Annotated in this window: 21 protein-coding genes; 7 read left to right on the top strand and 14 right to left on the bottom strand. The window is 73.4% G+C overall.

The genetic code is table 11. From position 1 onward, the window contains the following. Positions 1 to 6: 6 nt before the first annotated feature. Together C1I92_RS18760 and imuA' are read right to left on the bottom strand one after the other, a co-directional pair. On the bottom strand, positions 7 to 1,602 hold the full coding sequence (locus C1I92_RS18760) for a DNA polymerase Y family protein (RefSeq protein WP_111256180.1): 1,596 nt from the start codon (positions 1,600 to 1,602) through the stop codon (positions 7 to 9). Next, entirely contained in the window at positions 1,599 to 2,267 is a 669-nt protein-coding gene (imuA', locus tag C1I92_RS18755) for a DnaE2-dependent mutagenesis accessory factor ImuA' (protein WP_233507078.1), read from the bottom strand. The genes C1I92_RS18760 and imuA' overlap by 4 nt, the downstream gene beginning before the upstream one ends. 94 nt (positions 2,268 to 2,361) lie before the next feature. Here imuA' and C1I92_RS18750 point away from each other — a divergent pair, with 94 nt between their 5' ends. Further along, on the top strand, positions 2,362 to 3,159 hold the full coding sequence (locus tag C1I92_RS18750) for an MBL fold metallo-hydrolase (RefSeq protein WP_111256179.1): 798 nt from the start codon (positions 2,362 to 2,364) through the stop codon (positions 3,157 to 3,159). Positions 3,160 to 3,503: 344 nt separating this feature from the next. On the opposite strand, the gene C1I92_RS18745 is transcribed toward C1I92_RS18750, so the two are convergent. Next, positions 3,504 to 3,755 (bottom strand): YrhB domain-containing protein, encoded by a 252-nt coding sequence (locus C1I92_RS18745; RefSeq protein ID WP_158564196.1) that lies wholly within the window; start codon positions 3,753 to 3,755, stop codon positions 3,504 to 3,506. A 256-nt stretch (positions 3,756 to 4,011) separates the two neighbouring features. On the opposite strand from C1I92_RS18745, the gene C1I92_RS18740 reads away from it, so the two are divergent. The 3 genes from C1I92_RS18740 to C1I92_RS18730 are packed head-to-tail and all read left to right on the top strand — an operon-like array spanning position 4,012 to position 7,809. After that, a complete protein-coding gene (locus C1I92_RS18740) occupies positions 4,012 to 4,620 on the top strand; it encodes a GNAT family N-acetyltransferase (protein ID WP_111256177.1) in 609 nt (202 codons plus the stop codon). A 10-nt stretch (positions 4,621 to 4,630) separates the two neighbouring features. After that, a complete protein-coding gene (locus C1I92_RS18735) occupies positions 4,631 to 6,742 on the top strand; it encodes a prolyl oligopeptidase family serine peptidase (RefSeq protein WP_111256176.1) in 2,112 nt (703 codons plus the stop codon). Between the two features lie 5 nt (positions 6,743 to 6,747). Beyond that, positions 6,748 to 7,809, top strand: a complete 1,062-nt coding sequence (locus C1I92_RS18730; protein ID WP_199521357.1) for a mechanosensitive ion channel family protein — start codon at positions 6,748 to 6,750, stop codon at positions 7,807 to 7,809. Positions 7,810 to 7,818: 9 nt separating this feature from the next. On the opposite strand, the gene C1I92_RS18725 is transcribed toward C1I92_RS18730, so the two are convergent. Then, entirely contained in the window at positions 7,819 to 8,250 is a 432-nt protein-coding gene (locus tag C1I92_RS18725) for an OsmC family protein (RefSeq protein WP_111256175.1), read from the bottom strand. A 118-nt stretch (positions 8,251 to 8,368) separates the two neighbouring features. Between C1I92_RS18725 and C1I92_RS18720 the strand changes: the two genes are divergently transcribed. Next, positions 8,369 to 8,758, top strand: coding sequence for a globin (locus C1I92_RS18720; protein WP_111256174.1), 390 nt, complete (start codon positions 8,369 to 8,371; stop codon positions 8,756 to 8,758). Positions 8,759 to 8,762: 4 nt separating this feature from the next. Here C1I92_RS18720 and C1I92_RS18715 read toward each other — a convergent pair whose 3' ends face one another. Beyond that, positions 8,763 to 9,374 (bottom strand): CGNR zinc finger domain-containing protein, encoded by a 612-nt coding sequence (locus C1I92_RS18715; RefSeq protein WP_158564195.1) that lies wholly within the window; start codon positions 9,372 to 9,374, stop codon positions 8,763 to 8,765. A gap of 91 nt (positions 9,375 to 9,465) precedes the next feature. Here C1I92_RS18715 and C1I92_RS18710 point away from each other — a divergent pair, with 91 nt between their 5' ends. Further along, the gene (locus tag C1I92_RS18710; RefSeq protein WP_199521356.1) at positions 9,466 to 10,650 is read left to right on the top strand and encodes an MFS transporter; all 1,185 of its coding nucleotides are present in this window, start codon (positions 9,466 to 9,468) and stop codon (positions 10,648 to 10,650) included. Here C1I92_RS18710 and C1I92_RS18705 read toward each other — a convergent pair. Beyond that, positions 10,628 to 11,143 carry a mycothiol transferase gene (locus C1I92_RS18705; RefSeq protein WP_111256171.1) on the bottom strand — a complete coding sequence of 172 codons (516 nt, stop codon included), beginning with the start codon at positions 11,141 to 11,143 and terminating at the stop codon, positions 10,628 to 10,630. The genes C1I92_RS18710 and C1I92_RS18705 overlap by 23 nt on opposite strands. Before the next feature lie 101 nt (positions 11,144 to 11,244). On the opposite strand from C1I92_RS18705, the gene C1I92_RS18700 reads away from it, so the two are divergent. After that, the gene (locus C1I92_RS18700; protein WP_111256170.1) at positions 11,245 to 12,885 is read left to right on the top strand and encodes a glycoside hydrolase family 13 protein; all 1,641 of its coding nucleotides are present in this window, start codon (positions 11,245 to 11,247) and stop codon (positions 12,883 to 12,885) included. A gap of 93 nt (positions 12,886 to 12,978) precedes the next feature. On the opposite strand, the gene C1I92_RS18695 is transcribed toward C1I92_RS18700, so the two are convergent. The 8 genes from C1I92_RS18695 to C1I92_RS18660 form a co-directional block, all read right to left on the bottom strand. Further along, positions 12,979 to 13,623: a DUF8185 domain-containing protein gene (locus C1I92_RS18695; RefSeq protein ID WP_111256169.1), complete on the bottom strand. Its 645-nt coding sequence runs from the start codon at positions 13,621 to 13,623 to the stop codon at positions 12,979 to 12,981. Continuing rightward, positions 13,620 to 14,024: an acyl-CoA thioesterase gene (locus C1I92_RS18690; protein WP_111256168.1), complete on the bottom strand. Its 405-nt coding sequence runs from the start codon at positions 14,022 to 14,024 to the stop codon at positions 13,620 to 13,622. Before C1I92_RS18690 ends, C1I92_RS18695 begins: the two co-directional genes overlap by 4 nt. Continuing rightward, positions 14,021 to 14,473 carry an acyl-CoA thioesterase gene (locus C1I92_RS18685; protein ID WP_111256167.1) on the bottom strand — a complete coding sequence of 151 codons (453 nt, stop codon included), beginning with the start codon at positions 14,471 to 14,473 and terminating at the stop codon, positions 14,021 to 14,023. Before C1I92_RS18685 ends, C1I92_RS18690 begins: the two co-directional genes overlap by 4 nt. A 10-nt stretch (positions 14,474 to 14,483) precedes the next feature. After that, positions 14,484 to 16,160: an energy-dependent translational throttle protein EttA gene (gene ettA / locus C1I92_RS18680; protein ID WP_111256166.1), complete on the bottom strand. Its 1,677-nt coding sequence runs from the start codon at positions 16,158 to 16,160 to the stop codon at positions 14,484 to 14,486. Between the two features lie 756 nt (positions 16,161 to 16,916). Further along, entirely contained in the window at positions 16,917 to 18,101 is a 1,185-nt protein-coding gene (locus C1I92_RS18675; protein ID WP_111256165.1) for a single-stranded DNA-binding protein, read from the bottom strand. A 454-nt stretch (positions 18,102 to 18,555) separates the two neighbouring features. Then, on the bottom strand, positions 18,556 to 19,704 hold the full coding sequence (locus C1I92_RS18670; protein WP_111256164.1) for an epoxide hydrolase family protein: 1,149 nt from the start codon (positions 19,702 to 19,704) through the stop codon (positions 18,556 to 18,558). 20 nt (positions 19,705 to 19,724) lie between these two features. Then, entirely contained in the window at positions 19,725 to 21,368 is a 1,644-nt protein-coding gene (locus tag C1I92_RS18665) for a GTPase (protein WP_111256163.1), read from the bottom strand. Beyond that, the gene (locus C1I92_RS18660) at positions 21,365 to 23,065 is read right to left on the bottom strand and encodes a GTPase family protein (protein WP_146605192.1); all 1,701 of its coding nucleotides are present in this window, start codon (positions 23,063 to 23,065) and stop codon (positions 21,365 to 21,367) included. Before C1I92_RS18660 ends, C1I92_RS18665 begins: the two co-directional genes overlap by 4 nt. Positions 23,066 to 23,225 lie beyond the last annotated feature (160 nt).

Raw genomic sequence — 23,225 nt, 5'->3', positions numbered from 1 at the left:
GCTCCGTCAGTCATAGCCGGCCTCGGCCCACCAGCCGTCGTCGGCGCAGGTCATCAGCCAGGCCCGGCCGTCGACGGTGACGATCTGGAAGCGGGCGGCCCAGCTGGCCGGGTTCTCCCACCACTGCTCCTCCACCGGCCACGGCCCGGCCCACGCGCCGACCGGCTGCCAGTCGTCGCCCAGCCCGTCGGGGACGTCCGCGGCCCGCCGCGCACCCCGTCCGGCGGGGACCGGCTGCCGGACCGCGCGGAACCGGACCGGCGGTGCGCTGACCACGCCGCGCTGGCTGACCAGCACGAGCTTGCCCCGCTCGTCGACGACGATCACCGGGCGCGGCTGGGCGAACACCCGGACCGGCGCCGGCGGCGGGAGGCTGCCCGGCCACGGCAGCTCGGCCGGACGCAGCCCGACCGGCCGCTCGCCCCACGGGACCAGCGCCTGCCGGTCCGCCGGCGACCGGCCGCCCTGCACCATCGGGACGGTGACCGCGTGCGGCCCGAGCATCCCCTGCACCCGGGCGACCGCCCGCTCCACCCGCTCGTCGGTGCCGCCGCCCCACAACCCCGCGGCGTGCGCGGCGACCGGCTCGACGGTGTCCGGGACGAACCTGACCAGCTGGACCGGCTTGGTGACGCCCGTGGTGGTGCGCAGCTGACCCCGTAGCTGCCAGTGCACGCGGTCGACCAGGTCGGTGGCGGCGAACCAGCGCGAGTGCGCCCACACCCGCGAGGACGCGACCTCGTCGTCGCACTCGGCCTCGATCAGCACTTCGGTGCAGACCAGCCCGCGGTCGGCCAGCTGGGCGACGAACCGCTCGGCGGTGCGGCGGACGCTGAACCCGACCGCCTCGGCGGTGTCCAGCGGCGGCTCGAACCGGACCTCGCACTCCAGCTCCGGCGGCGGGGTGCGGACGCCCAGCAGCGACGGGTCCGTGCCGCGGGCCAGCCGGTGCACCTTGGCGCCGTAGCCGCCGAACCGCGCCTGGACGTCGTCGGGCTCGAGCCGGGCGAAGTCGCCGAGCGTGTGCAGCCCCAGCCGGCGCAGCAGCCCGGCCACCTCGTCGTCGTCGATGACGCCGACCGGCAGGTCGCGCAGGAACGCCGCCGAGCCGCCCACCTCGACCACGACGGTCTCCTGCGGCCCGGCCCGCCGCGCGGCCTGCTCGGCGGTGAACAGGTCGTCGGCGACGCCGAGGCGGCAGTCCCAGACGCCGGCCCGGACCAGCTGCTCGGCGATGAGCGCGCCGGCCGCCTCCTCGCCGCCGTAGAACCGGCCCGGCGCGCGCACCGCCAGCAGGCCGGGCCGCAGCGGCGCGACCCCCGGCCGCAGCTGCTCGACCGCCGTCAGGACCGGCTCGAACGCCCGCGCGTCCCGGTCCGGGTTGTGGTCGACGAGCACCAGCTCGGGGCAGCGCGACTGCGCGTCGCGGCGGCGCATCCCGCGGCGGACGCCCTCGGCCCGGGCCGCCTCGCTGCAGGCGACGACGGCGTTGGCGGCCAGCACCGCGACCGGCGCGGTGTCCTCGTGGCCGGGCTCCTCGGCCCGGGCCGCGACCACCGGCCAGTCCGGGCACCACACGACGAGGACGCGACGGCGGCTCATCCGGCCACGTCCAGCTCTGCCGGCGCGCTCTCGATGGCCTCGAGGTCGGCGCCGGACACGGTGCCGTCGGGGCCGGGCAGCCACAGCCACGCCGACCGCGGCCGGGCGCCGGCGCCCCGTCCGGACGCCTCGACCCGCACCCGCCGGCCGCGCAGGTGACCCGCGCCGCCGTCCGGGCCGACCCACAGCGACGACGCGACGTGCAGCCGGGTCTGCGCGCCCTCCCAGTCGCCGGCGCAGACCAGCGCCGCGCCGTTGCGGCGGGCCAGCGCGACCAGCCGCCGGGCCAGCTGCCCGCCGACCGGGGCCGGTGGGCGCACCAGGACCAGCTCGACCGACGTGAGCAGCACCGCGACCACCTCGGACCACTGCGATCCCGGGTCCTCGACGACCACCACCCGGCCGAGGTCGGCGCCCAGGTCAGCGGCCGCCAGCACGCCGAACTCGGAGAACCCCACCATCGCCGACCACGCCCCCGCCGCCGTCGCGCCGGCCAGCAGCGCCAGCGGCAGCACCCCCGACGCGTCGACCGAGACCGCGTGGCCCCGCCGCAGCCCGCCGAGCAGCGTGCGCAGGGCGGGCAGCACCGCGACCGGCTCCGGCGGAGCGGCCAGACCCGCTCCGGCCAGCGCCGCTTCGGCCTGCTCGAGCCCCCGGACCGTCACCCACCCATCGTCGAACACGTGTTCGATCGGTGTCAAGCTGGACGGCCGCACATAGTGCTTGCATTTCGCAATCACTGGGTCTACGCTCCCGGACATGCTGAACCAGGTCGCGGAGGGCGTGCAGGTCCACCGGAGCGAGTTGATCCAGAACAACACCGTCGTCGTGCACGGCCGCGACGGCGTGCTGCTCGTCGACCCGGGCATCACCGGCGACGAGCTGGCCTGCCTCGCGGGCGACCTGTCCCGGCCCGTGGTGGCGGGCTTCTCGACGCATCCGGACTGGGACCACGTGCTCTGGCACGCCGCCCTCGGCGACGCGCCCCGCTACGGCACCGCCCGCGGCGCCGCCTTCCTGCGGGAGCTGCTGGCGAAGGACGACTGGCGGGCCGAGGTCGCCGAGGGACTGCCGCCGGAGATCGCCGACGACATCCCACTGGACGGGTTCGGGCTCATCACCGGCCTGCCGGCCGGAACCGCGGAGCTTCCGTGGGACGGTCCCCGGGCCCGGATCATCGAGCATCCGGCGCACGCCCAGGGTCATGCGGCGCTGCTGATCGAGGAGCGCGGCGTCCTCGTCGCCGGAGACATGCTGTCCGACATCCTGGTCCCGTTCCCGGACCTGGGCGCCGCGGACCCGATCGGGGACTACCTCACCGGGCTGGCGCTGCTCGAGGCCGTGGCCGGCGACGTCGAGGTCGTCGTGCCCGGGCACGGGTCACCCGGCGACGCCGGCGAGCTGCGCGCCCGGATCGCCCTGGACCGCGCGTACATCGAGGCCCTGCGCGACGGCCGCCTCCCCGACGACCCCCGCATCGGCCCGGCGGCCACGTACGGCCAGGACTGGCTCCCCGCCGTCGCCGAATGGCAGCTCCAGCAGCTCTCGTCGAGGTGAGGCTCTTCTGCTGCTCCCGTGGGTGGGCACCCTGCCCTGAACGGTGACCGTGGGCCCGTCACACAGAGGGATGCGGCAACGGCCGGCGGATGCCCGCGAAACCGCCGGACACGGACCGGCGCCGGCCGGGAACCGTCGCTGTGGCGTGCATCCGCCGGTTTCGCGGGCACGGCCGGTTCTCTTCCCGTGATGAGAGCGGCTCAGGCCACGGCCAGCTCCCGGGTGTCGCGCACCTCGGGGCGGCACGTCGGGGGCCCGGCTCGGACGGTCCGCTCCATGTCACACCAATGAATGGAGCGGGCGTAGGCCACAGTACAAGGGCGGCCTTTGGTAACCGCCAGGGTTCAGTTGAACGAGCCTCCGAACACTGAGCCCATGTACGGAGCTGCGCCAGACTTCGGCACTATGACTGGGCCGTTCCCAGCCAGGGATGAAGAGATATCTCCATCTTCGATGAAGGCTCGACTGTTATAACCAAATGCCCAGCCATCGTCGGTTTCGGAGCACGTGCCGATGACGATCTCCGCGTGATTTTCCGAGCGAACCACCTCATCGAGAAAGCGCTGCGCTGCCTCAAACGCGTCTTGAAGTACCACGTCAATTCGTCCTTACAAAGTAGAAGCTGGTCCAATAGTCGAACGACGCTGGGCCACTCGGTCCGATCCCCTGGAGGTCGATGATGTTGACCCTCCCTCGTTGAACGACGGCATTCCAGACGTGCGCCTCCGTGCCGTTGCCGCGCGCACCGTCAGCTCATCGTCGTCACTCGCCGTCATGCACCCGAACCTACGCAACCCACCGTGTCTCCGGCCATGCCTGACCCGCGCGGCCACGATGGCGCATGATCAAGTGATGCAGTCCTCCAGTCCCGTCGTCCGGCAGGCGCTGCGCTCGGACGTCGGCACGGTCGCTCGGGTGCTGGCCGAGGCGTTCGACGCCGACCCGATGATGCGTTCCATCGTGTCGGCCAAGCGCTACCGCAAGCGGCTGACCTCACTGTTCGCCTTCGAGACGCTGCTCAGCCCGCGCGGCTCGTGGGTCGCCGTCGTCGACGGGGAGATCGCCGGCGCGGCGCTGTGGGGGCTGCCGGGCGTGCCGCCGCCGGGGTTCTGGGCGACGCTGCGGCACAGCCGGCACCTGCTGCGGGCGTTCGGGACCGGGCTGCCGCGCGCCCTGCGCTCGTTCCGCGTCATCGAGGACGCGCATCCCACGTCGCCGCCGCACTGGTACCTGCAGACGCTCGGGGTGGCGCGGCCCGGACGGGGTGTGGGCGGCGCGCTGCTGCGCGACGGGCTGGCGCGGGCCGACGCCCAGGGGATGCCGGCGTACCTGGAGTCGTCAACCCCCGCGAACATCCCGATCTACGAGCGGTACGGATTCCGCCCGACCAGGGAGATCGTCCTACCGGACGGGCCTACGCTGACGGCGATGTGGCGCGATCCGGTCCGAGGGGGTCAGTAAGGTCGGAGTCGTGGCCTTAGACGCATCGACCTTCCAGCAGCCGTATCCCCTCGCCCCCCGTGGCGACGACGCCGACGTGCTGCACGGCGTCACGGTGCCCGACCCCTACCGCGCCCTCGAGGCCGAGGACGACCCCGGCACGCAGACGTGGTCCAAGGCGCAGCGCATGCTGTTCGACGAGCACCGCGCCGGCTGGCCGGCCCGCGCGGCGTTCGCCGACCGGCTGACGCGGCTGCTGGAGGCCGGCTCCGTCGGCACCCCGGTGTGGCGCGGCGACCGCGCGTTCCACACCCGCCGCCTGCCCGGCCAGGAGCACGCCGTCCTGCTGACGACCGACCCCGGCGGCGCCGAGCGGACGCTCGTCGATCCGATCGCGCTGGACCCGTCCGGCGCCACCACACTGGACGCCTGGCAGCCGTCGAAGGAGGGCGACCTGCTGGCCTACCAGGTCTCCGAGGGCGGCACCGAGGAGTCCGTGCTGCGGGTGCTCGACGTCGCGACCGGCGAGGTGGTCGACGGGCCGATCGACCGGGCCCGCTACTCCCCCGTGGCCTGGCTGCCCGGCGGCGAGGCGTTCTACTACGTCCGCCGGCTGCCGAAGGACGCCGTCCCGGCCGGCGAGGACCAGTTCCACCGCCGCGTCTACCTGCACCGGCTCGGCGCCGACCCGGCCGACGACGTCGAGATCTTCGGCGACGGCATGGAGAAGACGAACTACTACGGCGTCTCCGTCTCGCGCGACGGCCGCTGGCTCGTCGTCACCGCAGCGGCCGGCACCGCGCCGCGCAACGACGTCTGGCTGGCCGAGCTGGGCGGCGCCGACCCCGCCGCGCCGCAGCTGCGCCCCGTCATCGTCGGCCAGGACGCGAAGACCGCCCTGCACGTGGGCCGCGACGGCCGGCTCTACGTCTGGACCGACCTCGGCGCGCCGCGCGGCCGGCTCGCCGTCACCGACCCCACGACGCCGGAGCCGGAGCACTGGCGCGATCTGCTGCCCGAGGACCCCGAGGCGGTCCTGGAGGGCTACGCGCTGCTCGACGGCGACGAGCTGGACGCGCCGGTGCTGCTGGCCGCCCGCACCCGGCACGCGATCTCCGAGGTGACGGCGCACGCGCTGGCCACGGGCGAGGCGCTGCACACGCTCGAGCTGCCCGGCATCGGCAGCGTCGGCGGGCTGTCCGAGCGGCCCGAGGGCGGGCACGAGGCGTGGCTCGGCTACACCGACCACACGGTCCCGGTGCGGATCCTGCGCTACGACGCGCGGACGCGGACCGTGTCGACCTGGGCCGACGCGCCCGGCGCGGTGGACGTCCCGGCGGTGCGGTCCGAGCAGGTGACGTACCGGTCGAAGGACGGCACCGAGGTGCGCATGGTCATCGTCTCGCCGGCCGGCGCCGCGCGGCAGCCGCGGCCGGCCGTCCTCTACGGCTACGGCGGCTTCAACATCGCGCTGACGCCGGCCTACTCCGCCAGCATCCTCGCCTGGGTCGAGGCCGGCGGCGTGTGGGCCGTCGCCAACCTGCGCGGCGGCTCGGAGGAGGGCGAGCAGTGGCACCGCGCCGGCATGCGCGAGCACAAGCAGAACGTGTTCGACGACTTCGCCGCGGCCGCCGAGTACCTCGTCGCCGAGGGCTGGACGACGAGTGAGCAGCTGGCGATCTACGGCGGCTCCAACGGCGGCCTGCTGGTCGGCGCCGCGCTGACCCAGCGGCCCGAGCTCTACCGCGCCGTCGTCTGCTCCGCGCCGCTGCTCGACATGGTCCGGTACGAGAAGTTCGGCCTGGGCGAGTCCTGGAACGACGAGTACGGGACGGCGGCGGACCCGGTCGAGCTGGGGTGGCTGCTCGGCTACTCGCCGTACCACCACGTCCGCGACGGGGTCGAGTACCCGTCGGTGCTGTTCACCGTGTTCGACGGCGATAGCCGCGTCGACACGCTGCACGCCCGCAAGATGGCCGCGGCGCTGCAGGCGGCGACGTCCGGCGACCCGGCGACGCGGCCGATCCTGCTGCGCGCCGAGGCCAACGTCGGGCACGGCGCCCGGGCCGTCTCGCGCACCGTCGACCTCAGCGCCGACCAGCTCGGCTTCGTCGCCGCGCAGCTGGGACTGGAGCCGCGGTGATCCCGATGGTCGGCCTCCTCGCGGCCACCGGTGCCGTCGGCGCGGCCGGCGTCATCGCGTCGCCCGACATCACCGAAGCCGAGCAGTACTCCGCCGAGTGGTGGCGCGACGTGCTGCTCGACGTGCCGCTGCGCCTCGTCGGGCTCATCCTCTTCGCCGTCGTCGCCCGCTATCTCGCGCACAAGTTCATCAACCGCATGGTCCGGCGCACCGTCGAGAAGGAGCCGCCCAAAGCCGTCCTCGGATCGGCCCGGGCCGCCCGCATCGTGTTCGGCGGCGCGGGCGCCTACTCCGAGCGGCGGGCGCTGCGGGCCGAGACCATCGGCTCGGTGCTCCGCAGCATCACGACGGTGGTCATCAGCGCCATCGCCGTGGTCACGGCGCTGGAGATGCTCGGCTACGCCGTCGGCCCGGTGCTCGCGTCCGCGGGCGTCCTGGGCGTCGCGCTCGGCTTCGGCGCGCAGAACCTCGTCAAGGACTTCCTGGGCGGCGCCGCCATGCTGCTCGAGGACCAGTACGGGGTCGGCGACGTCATCGACATGGGACACGCAGTCGGCACCGTCGAGTCGGTCAGCCTGCGCATCACCCGGCTGCGCTCCGTCGACGGCACCGTCTGGTACGTCCGCAATGGCGAGGTCATCCGGGTCGGCAACTCGTCCTACGGCTGGTCACGGGCGCTGCTCGACGTGAACGTCCCGGCCGACGCCGACGTCACCCGGGCCCGCCGGCTGCTCGAAGAGATCGTGCACGTCCTCGCCGACGACCCCCACTGGCGCGAGCTGATCCTCGAGCCACCCGAGGTCTGGGGCGTCGAGGACCTCACCCCGGACGGCGTGCTCATCCGGGTGGTCATCAAGACCAAGCCGCTCGAGCAGTGGGGCGTCGCCCGCGAGCTGCGCGAACGGATCAAGCAACGGTTCGACGCCGAGCGGCTGGCGCTGCCGGTGGCGACGGAGACGCCGGCGGGCGGGGCGGGCGGCTCGGCCGGCGCCGTGAATCCGCCGCCGGCCACGGCGCCGCCGCCGTTCGCCCCGCCACCGCCTCCGTCGTCGTCCGACAACCCTTGACGACCGCGCTCAGCCCTCGGCGAGCGCCGCGTCGAGCGTGATCGTCGTGCCGGTCAGCGCCTTGCTGACCGGGCAGTTCGCCTTGGCGTCCTCAGCCGCGGCGACGAAGTCCTCGGCGGAGATGCCCGGCACGACGCCGCGCACGGTGATCTTGATGCCGGTGATGCCCTCGCCCGGCTGGAACGTCACGTCCGCCGACGTCTCCAGCGAGGTGGGCGGCGTGCCGGCCTTCGCCAGCCCGTTGGAGAACGCCATCGAGAAGCAGGACGAGTGCGCCGCCGCGATCAGCTCCTCCGGCGACGTCCGGCCCTCCGGCGCCTCCGTGCGCGCGGCCCACGTGACGTCGTAGGTGCCGAGCCCGGACGAGTCGAGGGTGACGCGGCCGGCGCCCTCGAACAGCGAGCCTTCCCAGCGCGTGGTGGCGGTGCGGGTCGTTGCCATGAACTGTTCCTCCCATGCGACGTATGTGTGACCGCCGTCCATCCTTCCCTGTCCGCTCCGCCGGCGTGTGGTCAGGGGCACTTTGCATCTCGGGTGGCCCGGCGGCGACGATGGAGGGGTGACCACCCGCCTGGACAACTTCTACGACGCCGTCGGCGGGCACGAGACGTTCGCGAAGCTCGTGCACCGCTTCTACGAGGGCGTCGCCACCGACCCGCTGCTGAAGCCGCTGTACCCGGAGGAGGACCTCGGGCCGGCGGAGGAGCGGCTGCTGCTGTTCCTGGAGCAGTACTGGGGCGGCCCGACGACGTACTCCGACCAGCGCGGTCACCCGCGGCTGCGGATGCGGCACGCGCCGTTCAAGGTCAACCCGGCGGCGCGAGACCGCTGGCTGCTGCACATGCGCACGGCCGTCGACGAGCTGGACTTGGCGCCGGTGTATCGCGAGACGCTGTGGGACTACCTGGAGCGGGCGGCGCACTCCATGGTGAACACGTTCGAGGACTGACGGCCTACCGCTCGCGGGCAGGCACGCCGGCCGGGGAGCCGGCCCGCCGGGCGGCCCGGTAGCGGCGCATCCGGGCGTTGACGCCGCAGGTGTCGTCGCTGCACCAGCGCCGGTTGTGGTTCTTCGTCCGGTCCAGGTAGATCCACCGGCAGTTCGCCGTCGAGCACTCCGCGAGCCGGGCCAGGTCCGCCGAGCCGAGCAGGCCGACGATCCGGTCCGCGATCGGCCACAGCACGCTCTCCGGCTCGTCCGACGCCGGCCAGCCCCAGGCGTAGGCCGCCGGCCCGCGGCCGAGCCTCGCCGCGGCGAGCGCGGCGACGTAGGCGTCGTGGATCGCGTCCAGGTGGTGCCGGTCCGGCGCGGTCCCGGCCAGCTCGGCCCGGATCACCGCCTCGAGGTGCGCGCGGAGCTCGTGCGCCCGGGCGAGGGTGGCCGTTTCCTGGCGGGCCGCCGCCCTGAGCCGTCCGGCCTGCTCGGGACCGATCAGCCCCGTCTGCTCGGCCCAGGCGACCAGGTCGGCGTAGCTCGGCAGCAGTTCCACCAGGGCGGGCTCGAACCCGCCGACCGTGTTGAGGAAGTCCACGGCCGGATGCCCGCCGATCAGCTTGAACGCCATCATGCCTCTTCGCGGTTACGGGCTACTTCTGTGTTTGAGCGTAACACCGCCGGGTATGTCGTTCGACCGTGACCACGTGTGGGGAGGAGTCGTGACGACGCCGGCACGCGCTGCCTATGCCGGGTTTGCCGCCTTCGGCGCGCTGTGGGGTGTGTGGGGCGCGCTGCTGCCGGCGGTCCGCGAGCAGGCCGGGCTCGGTCACGGGCAGCTGGGCACGGCGCTGCTGTTCATCGGCGCCGGAGCGCTGCCCGCGATGCTGCTCACCGGGCCGGCGGTGGACCGGTGGGGACATCGGGTCACGGCGCTGCTGCAGGTGGGCCTGGGGATGACGGGGATCGTCGTCGCCGTCACCGGCCACGGCTTCGTCGGCCTGTCCGCCGGCCTGGCCCTGCTCGGCGCGGTGTCCGGCGCCGCCGACGTCGCCAACAACGCGGCGGCCGCCTCGGCGGAGCAGGCGTCCGGCCGGCCGGTGATCGCGCGGGCGCACGGCGTGTTCTCCGCCGCCGTCGTGGTGGCCAGCCTCGCCGGCGGCGCCCTCCGCGGCGCCGGTGCACCCGTCGTCGTGCCGTTCGTCCTGGCCGCCGCGGCGGGTGGCGTGGCGGGCCTGATCACGCTCGCCGCTTCCACCGCCTGGACGCGCGGACCTGGGTCGGTCACCGCCACGCCCGCCTGGGGCGACCGGCGACCACTGCCGCTGCTGCCGCTGCTCGTCGCCGGCACGTTGGTGGCGCTGGCGTTCGCCGTCGAGAACGCGCACCAGAGCTGGAGCGCGGTCTACCTCGGTGACGTCCTGTCGGCGGGCCCGCCGCTCGCCGCCGCCGGCCCCGCGGTCTTCGCCGGCGCCGTCGCGCTGACGCGGTTCGCCACCGCCGGCCTGACCGGCCGGCACGCGCTCGTCGTGCTGGTCGCCGGCGCCCTGACCGCCGCCGCCGGCACGGCGATCGTCGCCGCCGCCGGACACGTGGCGGTCGCCGTGACGGGGCTGGGCCTGGCCGCGGCCGGAACCGCCGTGCTCCAACCGACCGTCTTCGGCCTGGTCGCGCGCCGGGTGGACGAGGCCGACCGCGGCCGGGCGACCGGCGTCGTCACCACCGTCGCCTATCTCGGCTTCCTCGCCGGTCCCGTCTACGTCGGGCAGTGGGCCGGCGCCGTGGGCCTGCCCGGCGCGATGCTCGCGGTCGCCGCCGTCGCCGTCGTCCTGGCGCTGTCGGTCCCGCCGGCGGTGCGGACGATCGGCGGCCGGCAGGCGCCCGTCAGGCGATGCCGAGCCGGGTGACGATCCCGCGGACGAACGCCGCCTGGCCGATGTGCTGGTAGTTGTCGCCGATCACGCTGACCAGCCGCACGCCCATCGTCACCGGCGGATCCCAGCCCTCGTCGACGACCCGGTCCAGCGTCTCGTCGTCGAGCTCGCGCAGAAAGCCCTCGGTGATCTCGTGCGTCGCGTCGTGGTAGCCGATCAGCAGCTCCGGATCGGCCCGCACCGCGGCGACGTCGGCGCTGGTATGCCCGTAACCGGTCGCGCCGGCGGGGAACGGCAGGTCGAACCGGCCCGCCCAGCCGCCGGACGACCACACCTGGTCGATGCCGGCGACCTCGGCGACGTGGTCGTCCTGGATCCGGGTCAGGTGCCAGACCAGCCAGGCGATCGAGTTGGCGTCCGGGTCGACGCGGTGGGCCAGCTGACTCGGCGTCAGCCCGCCTACGGTCGCGTGGACCCGCTCGCGGATCCGGCCGAACGCGTCGATCAGCAGGTCGGGACCGTGCACGGTGCACCCTCCTCGGCGTCGTCGAACTGCCATGACACCACACGCAGGGGCGACGGCCGCGGACCTGGCGCCGCTACCGTCATGTCCTAAGCTGGTGTCCCGTGACTCAGGCTTCCCGTGACTGGTGGAGAGACGCCGTCATCTACCAGGTGTACATCCGGTCCTTCGCCGACGGCAACGGCGACGGTGAGGGCGACGTCGCCGGACTGCGCGACCGGCTCCCCTACCTGCGCGACCTCGGCATCGACGCGCTGTGGATCAACCCGTGGTATCCGTCGCCGCTGAACGACGGCGGGTACGACGTCGCCGACTTCCGCGACATCGATCCGCGCTTCGGCGATCTCACGCAGGCCAAGTCGCTGCTCGACGAGGCGCACGGGCTGGGCCTGAAGGTGCTGCTCGACATCGTCCCGAATCACAGCTCCTGGGACCACCGGTGGTTCAAGGAGGCGCTGGCCGCGGGACCGGGCTCGCCCGAGCGGGCCCGGTACGTCTTCCGCGACGGCCGCGGCGAGACCGGTGAGCTGCCGCCGAACAACTGGCGCAGCGTGTTCGGCGGGCCGGCCTGGGAGCGGGTCACCGAGCCCGACGGCTCCCTCGGCCAGTGGTACTTCCACATCTTCGACGTGTCGCAGCCCGACTTCGACTGGAACAACGCCGAGGTGCGCGCCGACTTCCTCGACATCCTGCGGTTCTGGTTCGACCTCGGCGTCGACGGGTTCCGCATCGACGTCGCGCACGGCATGGACAAGAACATGGACGGGCCGGACCTCCCGTACGACAAGTCCGGCCTGCTGGACCGCCCGTCGATCGCCGACCACCCGTTCTTCGACCGCGACGGCGTGCACGACATCTACCGCGGCTGGCGCGAGGTCGCCGACTCCTACGACCCGCCGAAGCTGTACGTCGCCGAGGCGTGGGTCGAGCCGGCCGAGCGGCTGGCGCGCTATCTGCGCGACGACGAGCTGCACAGCGCGTTCAACTTCGACTACCTCAAGTCCGGCTGGACGGCCGCCGAGCTGCGCCGCTCCATCGACGACTCGGTGACGGTGCTCGCCTCGGTCGGCGCCCCGGCCACCTGGGTCCTCGAGAACCACGACGTCGAGCGGGTCGTCACCCGCTACGGCCGCACGGTGACGGCGGCCGGCGCGGGGCACGCGGGACGCGCGTCCGGCCCCGTCGACCTCGAACTGGGGACGCGGCGGGCCCGGGCGGCGGCGCTGCTGATGCTGGCGCTGCCCGGCGGCGCGTACGTGTATCAGGGCCAGGAGCTGGGCCTGCCGGAGGTGCTCGATCTGCCGGAGGAGTCACTGCAGGACCCGGTGTGGGAACGGTCCGGTCACACCGAGCGTGGCCGCGACGGGTGCCGGGTGCCGCTGCCCTGGACCGTCTCCGGATCGTCGTACGGGTTCGGCACGGGCGGCGCGTGGCTGCCGCAGCCGGCCGGCTGGGGCTCGCGCTCCGTCGAGGCCGAGGCCGCCGACCCGGCGTCGACGCTGTCGCTGTACCGGTCCGCGCTGCGGCTGCGGCGCTCGATCCCCTCGGTCGAGCCGCTGGCCTGGCTGCCGTCGTCGTCGGACGACGTGCTGGCGTTCCAGCGGGGCCGCTCGTTCGCCTGCGTGGTCAACCTCGGGACGGCGCCGGCCGAGCTGCCGGCCCACCGCGAGGTGATCCTCGCCAGCGGCGACGTCGACGCCGACGGCCGGCTGCCCGCCGACACCGCCGCCTGGCTCGCCGTCTGATCGCTCGCGCTCCCATGATCATCAACCTTCTGTGTCGTCAGGACAGCCCGAAAGGTTGATGATCATGGGCGCGGCGGTGCGGGCCGCGTCCGGTCAGAGGGCGAACAGGGCGAGGCCGGAGCGCGCGAGGACGGAGCCGTTGGGCGCGTCCAGCCGCCACCACGGCCCGACCGAGCGCAGCGCGACCTCGGCGTCGTCGGCGCCGCTGAGGAAGCCGTAGGACGAGGCGGCGTGCGCGAGCCGCAGCGGGATGCCGGCGGCCAGCTCGCGGTCCCAGATCTCGGTCGCGAGCCCCTCCAGCGCCGCCCGGCCGGCCCGCAGCGACTTCCCGTCGGCGACCCCGGCCGCGCGGGTGCGGAACTCCTCGACCCCGCGCTCGACATCGGCGACGACGGCGGTCAGCGGGAGCCGGGCGAGCTCGGTCCAGCCGGAGCGCGGCGGCAGGCTGCTGGCCCAGCGCAGCGCGGGCAGCGCCGGCGGCAGCTCGAACCGCCCGGCGGAGCCGACCGCCCGCGCGGCGAGGTTGCCGGCCTCGACGACGACGTCGAGCTCGGCGGGCTCGGCCAGCCCGACGGCGCGCAGCGCGAGCGCGTCGAACGGGGTCTCGGCGAAGCAGCCGGCGACGGTCCCGTGGGCGACGATGCGCAGCACGGAGTCGGGCTCGTACTTGGCCACCCGGCGGGCGAACGTCGCGAGGTCGGCCGCGGCGGCCGGGTGGGCCGGGACGAACGACGTCACGACGCCTCGAGGTAGCGCTCGAGGACCTCGCGCTCGGCCGGGCTGACCGGACGCGGCGTGTTGGCGCGGACGTCGAACGCGACCAGCACGCCGGTGGCCCGCGCGAACAGCGTCGACTCGTCCCGGACCTCGTAGCCGACCTCGAACGACGTGGTGCCGATGCGCGTGACCCACACCTCGACCTGCAGGGGATCGGTGCGGAATGGTACCGGCGCCAGGTAGTCGATGCTCTGGTGCACGACGACGGAGCCCTCGTGCGGCGCGTTGCCCGTCGAGGTGAGCTGCCGGTGCGCGAAGTCGACCCGCGCCTCCTGCAGGTACTCGGCGAACGTCACGTTGTTGACGTGCCCGAACGCGTCGAGGTCATCGAACCGGACGGAGCACTCGTAGACGTGCCTCACGCGGCCGCCTTCCCCGGCTCGGGGCCGTCGAGCTCCAGGAACGACTCGAGCACCAGGCGCTCCTCGTGCGCGACCCGGCGCGGGTGCGCGTCCTCGAGGTCGTACGGCACCAGCACCGTCGACGCGACCGCGTACACCGTCCGGCCGCCGTCGCCGTCGACGTCGAGCACCTCGTAGCCCAGGTCGAAGGACGAGTTGCCGACGCGGCGGACCCACGTCTCGACCCGGACCGGCTCGGCCCGATAGTGCAGCGGCGCGTGGTAGCTGATCTCGTGCCGCGCCACGACGACGCCTTCGGCGAGCTGTTCCGCGCCCTGCTTCGGGGCGTGGATGAACAGCATGTCGACGCGTGCCTCCTGCAGGTAGCGCAGGTAGACGACGTTGTTGACATGACCGTAGGCGTCCATGTCGGCCCAGCGCAGGGGCACGTGTGTCACGTGGCGCGGCACGCCGGGGCCCCTAGTCGCGGTTGAGCTTGCGGTAGGTGACCCGGTGCGGCCGCGCGGCGTCGGCGCCGAGCCGCTCGATCTTGTTCTTCTCGTAGCTCTCGAAGTTGCCCTCGAACCAGAACCACTTCGCCGGGTCCTCGTCGTCGCCCTCCCACGCGAGGATGTGGGTGGCGACGCGGTCCAGGAACCACCGGTCGTGCGACGTGATGACCGCACAGCCCGGGAACTCCAAGAGGGCGTTCTCCAGCGACTGCAGTGTCTCGACGTCGAGGTCGTTGGTCGGCTCGTCGAGAAGGATCAGGTTGCCGCCCTGCTTGAGCGTCAGCGCCAGGTTCAGGCGGTTGCGCTCACCGCCGGACAGCACGCCGGCCGGCTTCTGCTGGTCCGGTCCCTTGAAGCCGAACGCGGACACGTACGCGCGGCTCGGCATCTCGACCTGGCCGACCTTGATGTGGTCGAGCTCGTCGGACACGACCTGCCACACGTTCTTCTTCGGGTCGATGCCCCCGCGCGACTGGTCGACATAGGACAGCCGGACCGTGTCGCCGATGCGGAATTCGCCCGCGTCCGGCTGCTCCTGGCCGACGATCATCTTGAACAGCGTCGTCTTACCGACGCCGTTCGGGCCGATGACGCCGACGATGCCGTTGCGCGGCAGCGAGAACGACAGGTCGCGCATCAGCGTGCGGTCGCCGAAGCCCTTCGTGACCTTGTTCGCCTCGACGACGAGGTTGCCCAGCCGCGGACCCGGCGGGATCTGGATCTCCTCGAAGTCGAGCTTGCGGGTCTTCTCGGCCTCGGCCGCCATCTCCTCGTAGCGGTCGAGACGGGCGCGCTGCTTGGTCTGCCGGCCCTTGGCGTTGGAGCGGACCCACTCCAGCTCTTCGCGCAGCCGGCGCTGCCGCTTGGCGTCCTTCTGGCCCTCGACCTTGAGGCGGGCTTCCTTCGTCTCCAGGTAGGTCGTGTAGTTGCCCTCGTAGCCGTGGACGCGGCCGCGGTCGACCTCGGCGATCCACTGAGCGACGTGGTCGAGGAAGTACCGGTCGTGCGTCACGGCGATGACCGCGCCGGGGTACTTCTCCAGGTGCTGCTCCAGCCACAGCACGCTCTCGGCGTCGAGATGGTTCGTCGGCTCGTCGAGCAGCAGCAGGTCGGGCTGCTGCAGCAGCAGCTTGCACAGCGCCACCCGGCGGCGCTCACCACCGGACAGCACCGACACGTCGGCGTCCGGCGGCGGGCAGCGCAGCGCGTCCATGGCCTGCTCGAGCTGGGAGTCCAGCTCCCACGCGTTGCGATGGTCGAGCTGCTCCTGCAGCTTGCCCATCTCGTCGAGCAGCTCGTCGGAGTAGTCGACGGCCATCTTCTCGGTGATCTCGTTGAACCGGTTGAGCAGCTCGAGAGTCTCGGCGACGCCCTCCTGGACGTTGCCGAGCACGGTCTTGTCCTCGTTGAGCGCCGGCTCCTGCGCGAGGTAACCGACCGTCGCACCGGGCGCCAACTGGGCGTCACCGTTCGACGGCTGGTCGAGCCCCGCCATGATCTTGAGGATGCTCGACTTGCCGGCGCCGTTGGGCCCGACGACGCCGATCTTCGCACCCGGCAGGAAATACAGCGTGACGTCGTCGAGGATGACCTTGTCACCGTGCGCTTTGCGCGCCTTACGCATGGAGTAAATGAAGTCCGCCATAACGAGTCCAAGAGTACGGCCTCACTCCCTCCCGAGACGACCGCGTCCCCTCTCTGAGCACGACCCGGGCTGCCGTCGCGGCCGACTCGGCTCATCGATGCCGGACGGTCCCGGCCGTGACGTGGCTTGTGGCGACGGTTCGCGCTGGTCATCAGGCTTCTGGAGTCGTGAGTGGTGGGTGGGTCCGTCCTCCCTTCCTGTCGGGCTGCGGATCGGTGGTAGCCGGCGGCTGCGGCAGAAGCGTCGGCGACGGTGGGTGCTCCGGCGTCCCGGCGTCCCGCGATTTGCCGTCACAGGCAGGCTCGCACGGCGACCTCGCCCGCCGACCTCGCCGCGGAGCGCGGCACGGGCTCCGCGGCGAGGGATCTGGCGCCGGTCGGCCAGACCGGGACCGCGCCGCCGGTCGTCGGGTGAGGACACGGATCGGGGGGTCCGTGGTGGGCCACCGACGGCCGGCGGCGCGGAGTCGGGTCAGCCACCGACGTCGGCCTCTCGCGCCTGGCGCGACCGGTCGAGCGGGGCGGCGAGGTCCCCTCAGGCTGTGCGCGGGCGCCGCGGGGCCGGGGTCAGCCGCCCACGCCGGCCTTCTCGCGCCCGGCACGACCAGTCGAACGCGGCGGCGACGTCCCGTCAGGCCGCGAGCCCGCCCTGCAGAGCCGGGTCAGCCGCCCACGCCGGCCTTCTCGCGCCCGGCACGACCAGTCGAACGCGGCGGCGACGTCCCGTCAGGCCGCGAGCCCGCCCTGCAGAGCCGGGTCAGCCGCTCACGCCGGCCTTCTCGCGCCCGGCACGACCAGTCGAACGCGGCGGCAAGGTCCCGTCGGGGCGTGCGCCGTCGCCCTTGGGCTGGGCGGTCTTCGCCCTCGGCGGCGACGCCTGCTTCGCGGGTGCCCCAGCACCTTCCAGGGGCGTCTCCGCGCCGGCTGTCGTTGTCTCGGCGTTCGCCGCCGTTGCCGGCGCGGGGACAGTTGCCGACCGGGCCTCGCCCGTCGCGCGGTCGCCGTCATTCGCCGGGTCTGGGCCCGACGACCGGTTCCCGCCCATCATGCGGTCGTCGGCAGTCATGCGATCACCAGCGGTGAGCCGATCGCCGACCTGGGCAGGAGCGCTGTTCGCCGGCCGGTCGCCATTGGAGTAACCGTCCACAGGCGGCACATTCGCCACGGGCCGTCCATCCATCATCCGCGGCGCGCCGGCCACCGGCCGCCCGGCATCCATCGGCCGCCGGGCGTCCGTCGATCGCGCGGTGTCCGCGGGACGTGTGGTCTCGCCGGGGCGAGTGGCGTCGAGGACCATGACGCCGGTGGGCCGGGTGCGGAGCTCGGGCGGTGTCGTGTCCATGGATGGAGCGCTGGCCAACTGCCGGACTCCGGCCACGGGCCGACCGGCGTCCATCGATCTGGCGCCGTCCATCGGACGCGCACCGTCGGGTGGCCATCCTGGCGCGGGCTGGATCCCGGCCCGGCGTTGACCGGCCAGGATCTCACCGGTCCGCCGATCGACACCCTGCTCCTGGGCGAGGTAGGCCGCCCGGACGGAGTCGACCGCGTCGTCGTCCTCGGGGAGGATCGGCTGCCGGCTGACCTTGGTGAACAGGGAGATGCCGCGGTAGAGGTCGTGACCGAGGCTGCGTGCGGTGATCTCCGGCGACACCCGCATCGCGTTGTTGTCGTCGCGCCACTCCCGATTCTTCAGCCGGCCGTACACAAGGACCGGATCGCCCTTGTGCAGCGACGTCTTGATGTTGTCGGCCAGCGGCGCCCGCCAGCAGTAGACCGTGTAGTAGGACGCGTCGTCGTCGACCCAGGTGCGCGTCCGTGAGTCGTACCGCTGGCTGTTGCAGGCCAGCCGGAAGCTGGCGAACCGCTCGCCCTTCTTCGTCTCGTCCATCCGTGGTTCGGTCGCGACGTTCCCGACGACTGTGATCATGACCTCGCTCATGTGACGTCTCCTGTGCTCGTACCGATGCGGTTGATGATCACGAGACTTCCGGCCGGAGCGTCCGATCGAAAGGCCGGTTCGGCGAATTGTGGACAACTCGGCGAGCTCATGGGGCCTGTGGACAGCGGCGCCCCGAACCCGCGGGCCGAGGGGAAGAACGGACGGACCGGCACCGCCGCCGGTACCGCCGCAGCGGGAGGCCGAGGCTGGTCACGTGGACTGCGCGGGGTCCACGACCGCGCGAGGCCCACGACCGCGCAGTCCACGGCCGTGCAGTCCACGGCCGCACGGGCCCCACGGCCGCACGGGCCCCACGGCCGCGCGGCGCCCACGACCGCCCGCGGCCTGCCGAACCGGAGCCATGGAGGACCGTGCGGCTCGGCCGGCGCCCCCAGGGCCCGACAACAGCACACACGCCGCGGAACCCCGTCGAGCAGCCGGCCGGCCGAAGCCGTCAGCGGACCAGGCGGAAGAACGTCCTGATCTCGTCCACGACGATCTCCGGCTGCTCCAGAGCGGCAAAATGCCCACCCCGGGCGGGCTCGCTCCAGTGGACGATGTTCGTGAACCGCCGCTCGGCCCATCGCCGCGACGGCCGCTGCAGCTCCTTCGGGAACACTGTGCACCCGGTCGGCACGTCGACGGCGTCGCCCACGCGGCCCGCGATCCACTCGTCGACCTGGCGGATGCTCTCCCAGTACAGTCGCGCCGCCGACGCACCGGCGGCGGGCAGCCAGTACAGCATCACCGTGTCCAGGAGCTCGTCCCGGCTCACGACGGTCGAGAGCGAACCGGGGTGGTCGGTCCAGAACCAGTACTTCTCCGCGATCCACGCGCACAGCCCCACCGGCGAGTCGACCAGCCCATACCCGACGGTCTGCGGCCGGGTCGCCTGCTGCCGCGAGTACCCCGACCCCCACTCCGACGCCTCCCGCAACGCGGCCAGCGCCGACTCCTCCGCCTCGGTGAGGTCGCCGAACGTCGCCGGGTCGGGCGGGGCCAGCGGCGGCATCAGATGGATCCCGGCGATCCGGTCCGCCGAAGCGACCCCCAGCAACGTCGACACCGTCGTGCCCCAGTCGCTCCCGACGGCGCCGTACCGCTCATACCCGAGCCGCGACATCAGCGTCGCCCACGCGGCGGCGATCCGCTCGACGCCCCAGCCGACGGACGCGGGCTTGTCGCTGAACCCATAACCGGGCAGCGACGGCACCACCACATGAAACGCATCAGACGCACGACCCCCGTACGCCACCGGATCGGTGAGCGGCCCGATCACCTTGCGGAACTCCAGCACCGACCCGGGCCAGCCGTGCGTCAGCACCAGTGGGAGCGCGTCGTCGTGCGGCGAGCGGACGTGCAGCAGATGGAACCCGAGCCCGTCGATCACGGTCCGGAACTGCGGCAGCCCGTTCAGCCACCCCTCCACCCGCCGCCAGTCGTAACCCGTCGCCCAGTACGAGCACAGCGAGCGCAGCCACTCCAGCGGCACCCCCTGCGACCAGTCCGCGACGGTGGCAGGCTCCGGCCAGCGGGTCGCGCGCAGCCGCGCCCGCAGGTCGTCGAGCTGGGACTCGGGCACGTCGATGCGGAACGGCTCCACCCCGCCGACTCTAAAACCTGTCAGGCGCGGGCCCGCTCCAACGCGGACGTGAAATCGCGGTACCGGCCGACCTCGACGTCGATCGGCTGGACGACGACCTCCGCGGCGACGCCGTCGACGAGGTCATGGAGCTGACGGCGGACGCGGGCCTCCTGGCGCCGGCTGCCGCGCCGCGCGGCCACCAGCCCCAGCAACCCGAGCAGCACGCCCAGCACCAACCCACCGGCCAGCAGCACCGTCGGCACCGGAACTCCGCCGACCGACGGCTCAGCGACGTCGAAGCGGAGGAACGACGTGCCCGCCAGTGCGAGCAGCCACAGCACCCCGGCGGCCGCCGTCAGCAGCGCCAGCCACTGCAGCGCGTTGAACAGCCGCCACCAGCGCGGCCGCGACGCGATGCCGAAGTCGGTCCCCGCGACCCGCCGGTCCAGCTCGTCGGGCAGCCGCTTCCCGGCCGACGCGGCGGCGGAGCGGACGGCGTCGCGCCACGACGGCGGCAGGGTTCCGGCTGCCGCGTCGCCGTACTCGCGCACGGCGGCGTCGGACCGGGACCGCTGCACCGGCGTCGGCGCGGGCAACGAGATCCGCCCGCCCGAGTCTCCCGGCGCGCCAGAAGTCAGCACCGACGACCGGACCCGGACGCCCAGCTTCGCCAGCGGAGCGCGTCGAAACCGGCCCAGCCAGCGGGTGATCGGCCACCCGGTCGCCGCCCGAGCCCGCTGCAGATACGACCGACCCGCCGCCTCGGCGACCACGTCCGCACCGGACGCCTCGACGACGGCCGACGCCAGCCGCCGCCGCTCCGCGTCGCCCACCGTCCCCGGCGAACCGGAGCCGACCGCGGTCGCGACCAGCTCGGCCGTCATCCTGATGTCGGCCTCGATCCGCTCGTCGACGGCGCGGCGCTTGGTCACGGCGGTCCGGATCAGGTCGACCAGCACGTCGACGCCGTCGCCCGTCGCCGCCGAGAGCGCGACCACCGGGACCTCGTCCAGCCCGTCCTTGTCCAGCAGCCCGCGCAGGTCGGTGACGCACTCGACGACGTCGGCGCGGGAGAGCCGATCGATCTGGTTGAGCACGATGACCGTGACGCCCTGGTGCGACGCCAGCGGCCGCAGGTACCGCTCGTGCAGCGCGGCGTCGGCGTACTTCTGCGGGTCGAGGATCCAGACGAACAGATCGACCATCTCGACGAGACGGTCGACGGTGTCGCGGTGCGCCTTCTGGGTGGAGTCGTGGTCCGGGAGATCCAGCAGCACCAGCCCGTCGAGGTCGTCGCCCGCACCGGAGTCCAGCACGCTCTCGCGGGCCACCCGGTGCCGCGGCGGCACGCCGAGCCAGTCCAGCAGCGGGATCACCCCCTGCGTGCCCCACACGATGGCCAGCGGATCCGACGTCGTCGGGCGGCGGACGCCGACGACGGAGACCTCCATGCCTGCGATCCGGTTGAACAGCGTCGACTTCCCGCTGCCGGTCGCGCCCGCCAGGGCGACGACCGTGTGCTCGACCGACAACTGGCGACGCTCGCCGGCGCGGTCGACCACCACCTGAACCGTCTCAGCGAGGTCCGGTGGCAGCCGCTTGCCGCCGGCCGCGACCGCCTCCTGCAGCGCGGTCACCCGTTCCGGCAGCGTGACGCGGTCGCGGCGGGGCCACCTCCTCATGCGGCGTCCTCCCGGGCCTGCTCGACGGTGACGAGAGCGGCCCGCAGCGCATCGCCCGCGCCCGCCTCGACAGGTAGTCCCCCGAGCCGGTCGGTGAACCGCGCGGACTCGGTCCGCAGCAGCTCCTCGACCCGTTGCGACAGGTCGGCGCGGGCCCGGGCGGTCAGCCGCCGCACGGCCTCGTCGCCGAAGAACGCCTCGAGCAGCTTCTGCCCGACGACGGCGGTCCCGCCGGCCACGCCGACCTCGGCGCCGGTCAGCCCGGCCGTCGACGCGAACACGACGATCATCAGCGCGAGCCCGAGCCCGTTGACGCCGAACGACAGCAGCCGGGCGTTGAACCGTTTGTCCGCGCCCTCGGCCCGGACCATCTCCAGCACCGCGTCCTGCCACTCGCGGACGGTCGCGGCGCTGCGCGTGGGCAGGTCGGCGGCGGTGCGGGAGAGGTCGTCGCCGGCCAGCAGGGCCCGCCCGGCGGCGGAGTCGCGCCACTTGCCATCGGCCTTCTCGGCGGCCCGGTTGGCCTCTTCGACGATCATCGCGGCGACGCCGCTCTCGATCGCCTCCTCGACGGCGGCGGCGGGCTGCGGGCGGCCCCGCAGGAACGCCGTCACCTTGTCGCGCAGCCGGCCGACCTTCGCCTCGAGCGACCGCATGAAGTCGCCGGTCCCGACGAAGTCCTGCCAGCGGGCCAGCACCTCGCCGCGCAGCATCGAGCCGTCGGCGGACGCGGCGTCGATCCGCTTGGCCGTCTTGCCGTAGACGTGGGCGATCTCGTCGCGCAGCCGGGTCAGCGTCGCCACCTGGTTGTCGGCCGCGTCGGCGAGCTTCGGCAGCCGGCGCAGCGCGCCGCCGATCGCGCCGTCGAGCGTCCGCCGGACGATCTCGTTGCGCGCCGACTCGTCCGCGGCCAGCCCGTCCAGCCACGCCCGCACCGACGCGACCGCCTCCTCGGGCAGCAGGCCGGAGTCGTCCGGCGCGGTCTCCTCCACGACCAGCAGGGGCGCGTCGGCCAGGCCGTGCTCGGCCAGCATCGATGCGAGGTGGGCGCGGACCTCGCTGACGGACTCGGGTGCGACCCGGTCGAGGACGACGGCGACGGCGGCCTGCCGCTCGGCGGCGGCGCGCAGGAAGTCCCACGGGACGGCGTCGGAGTAGCGCGCCGCGGTCGTCACGAACAGCCACAGGTCCGCGGCGGCGAGCAGCTGCGCGGCCAGCGTCCGGTTCTCCGTCACGACGGAGTCGACGTCGGGCGCGTCGAGGATGGCCACGCCGGCCGGCAGCCCGTCGTCGGCGACCAGCCGCAGCGCGCCGCCGGCCTGGTCGTGGATCGCGACCCGCGGCAGGTCAGGCAGCACCCGCAGCTCGTCGAACCAGCCGATGTCGTCGGGGTGGTGGACGAGGACCGGCGAGCGGGTCGTGGGCCGCAGCACGCCGGCGTCGCTGACCTTGCGCCGGACCAGCGAGTTCACCAGCGTCGACTTGCCCGCGCCGGTCGAGCCGCCGACGACGGCGAGCAGCGGCGCGTCCAGTTGGTCCAGGCGCGGCAGGATGTAGTCGTCGAGCTGGGCGAGCAGATCGCGTCGCGTCGTGCGGGCGTCTTCCGCGTCGCTGACCTCCAGCGGGTACTGCACGCCGGAGAGCCGGCCGCGAAGAGCGGCGAGAGCACCATGGATGCTCACCTCAGCGGTTTCCACTGGCGAATCTTGCACTCTCGCACCGCCCCTGGCCAAGAGGCGTAGCCCCATTGATGCCAATCGTTCACATCGCAAGTCACATGGTTCAGTCGATGGACTAACGTCGGGCGAGCTGGAATGCCTTCGATGGAGGACTCGATGTCGCTCGAACGTCCCACCC

The sequence above is a fragment of the Jiangella anatolica genome (assembly GCF_003236295.1).
Lineage (GTDB): Bacteria > Actinomycetota > Actinomycetes > Jiangellales > Jiangellaceae > Jiangella > Jiangella anatolica.
The sequence above is the reverse complement of the archived record's forward strand: the minus strand, read 5'-3'. Positions and strand labels throughout refer to the sequence as shown.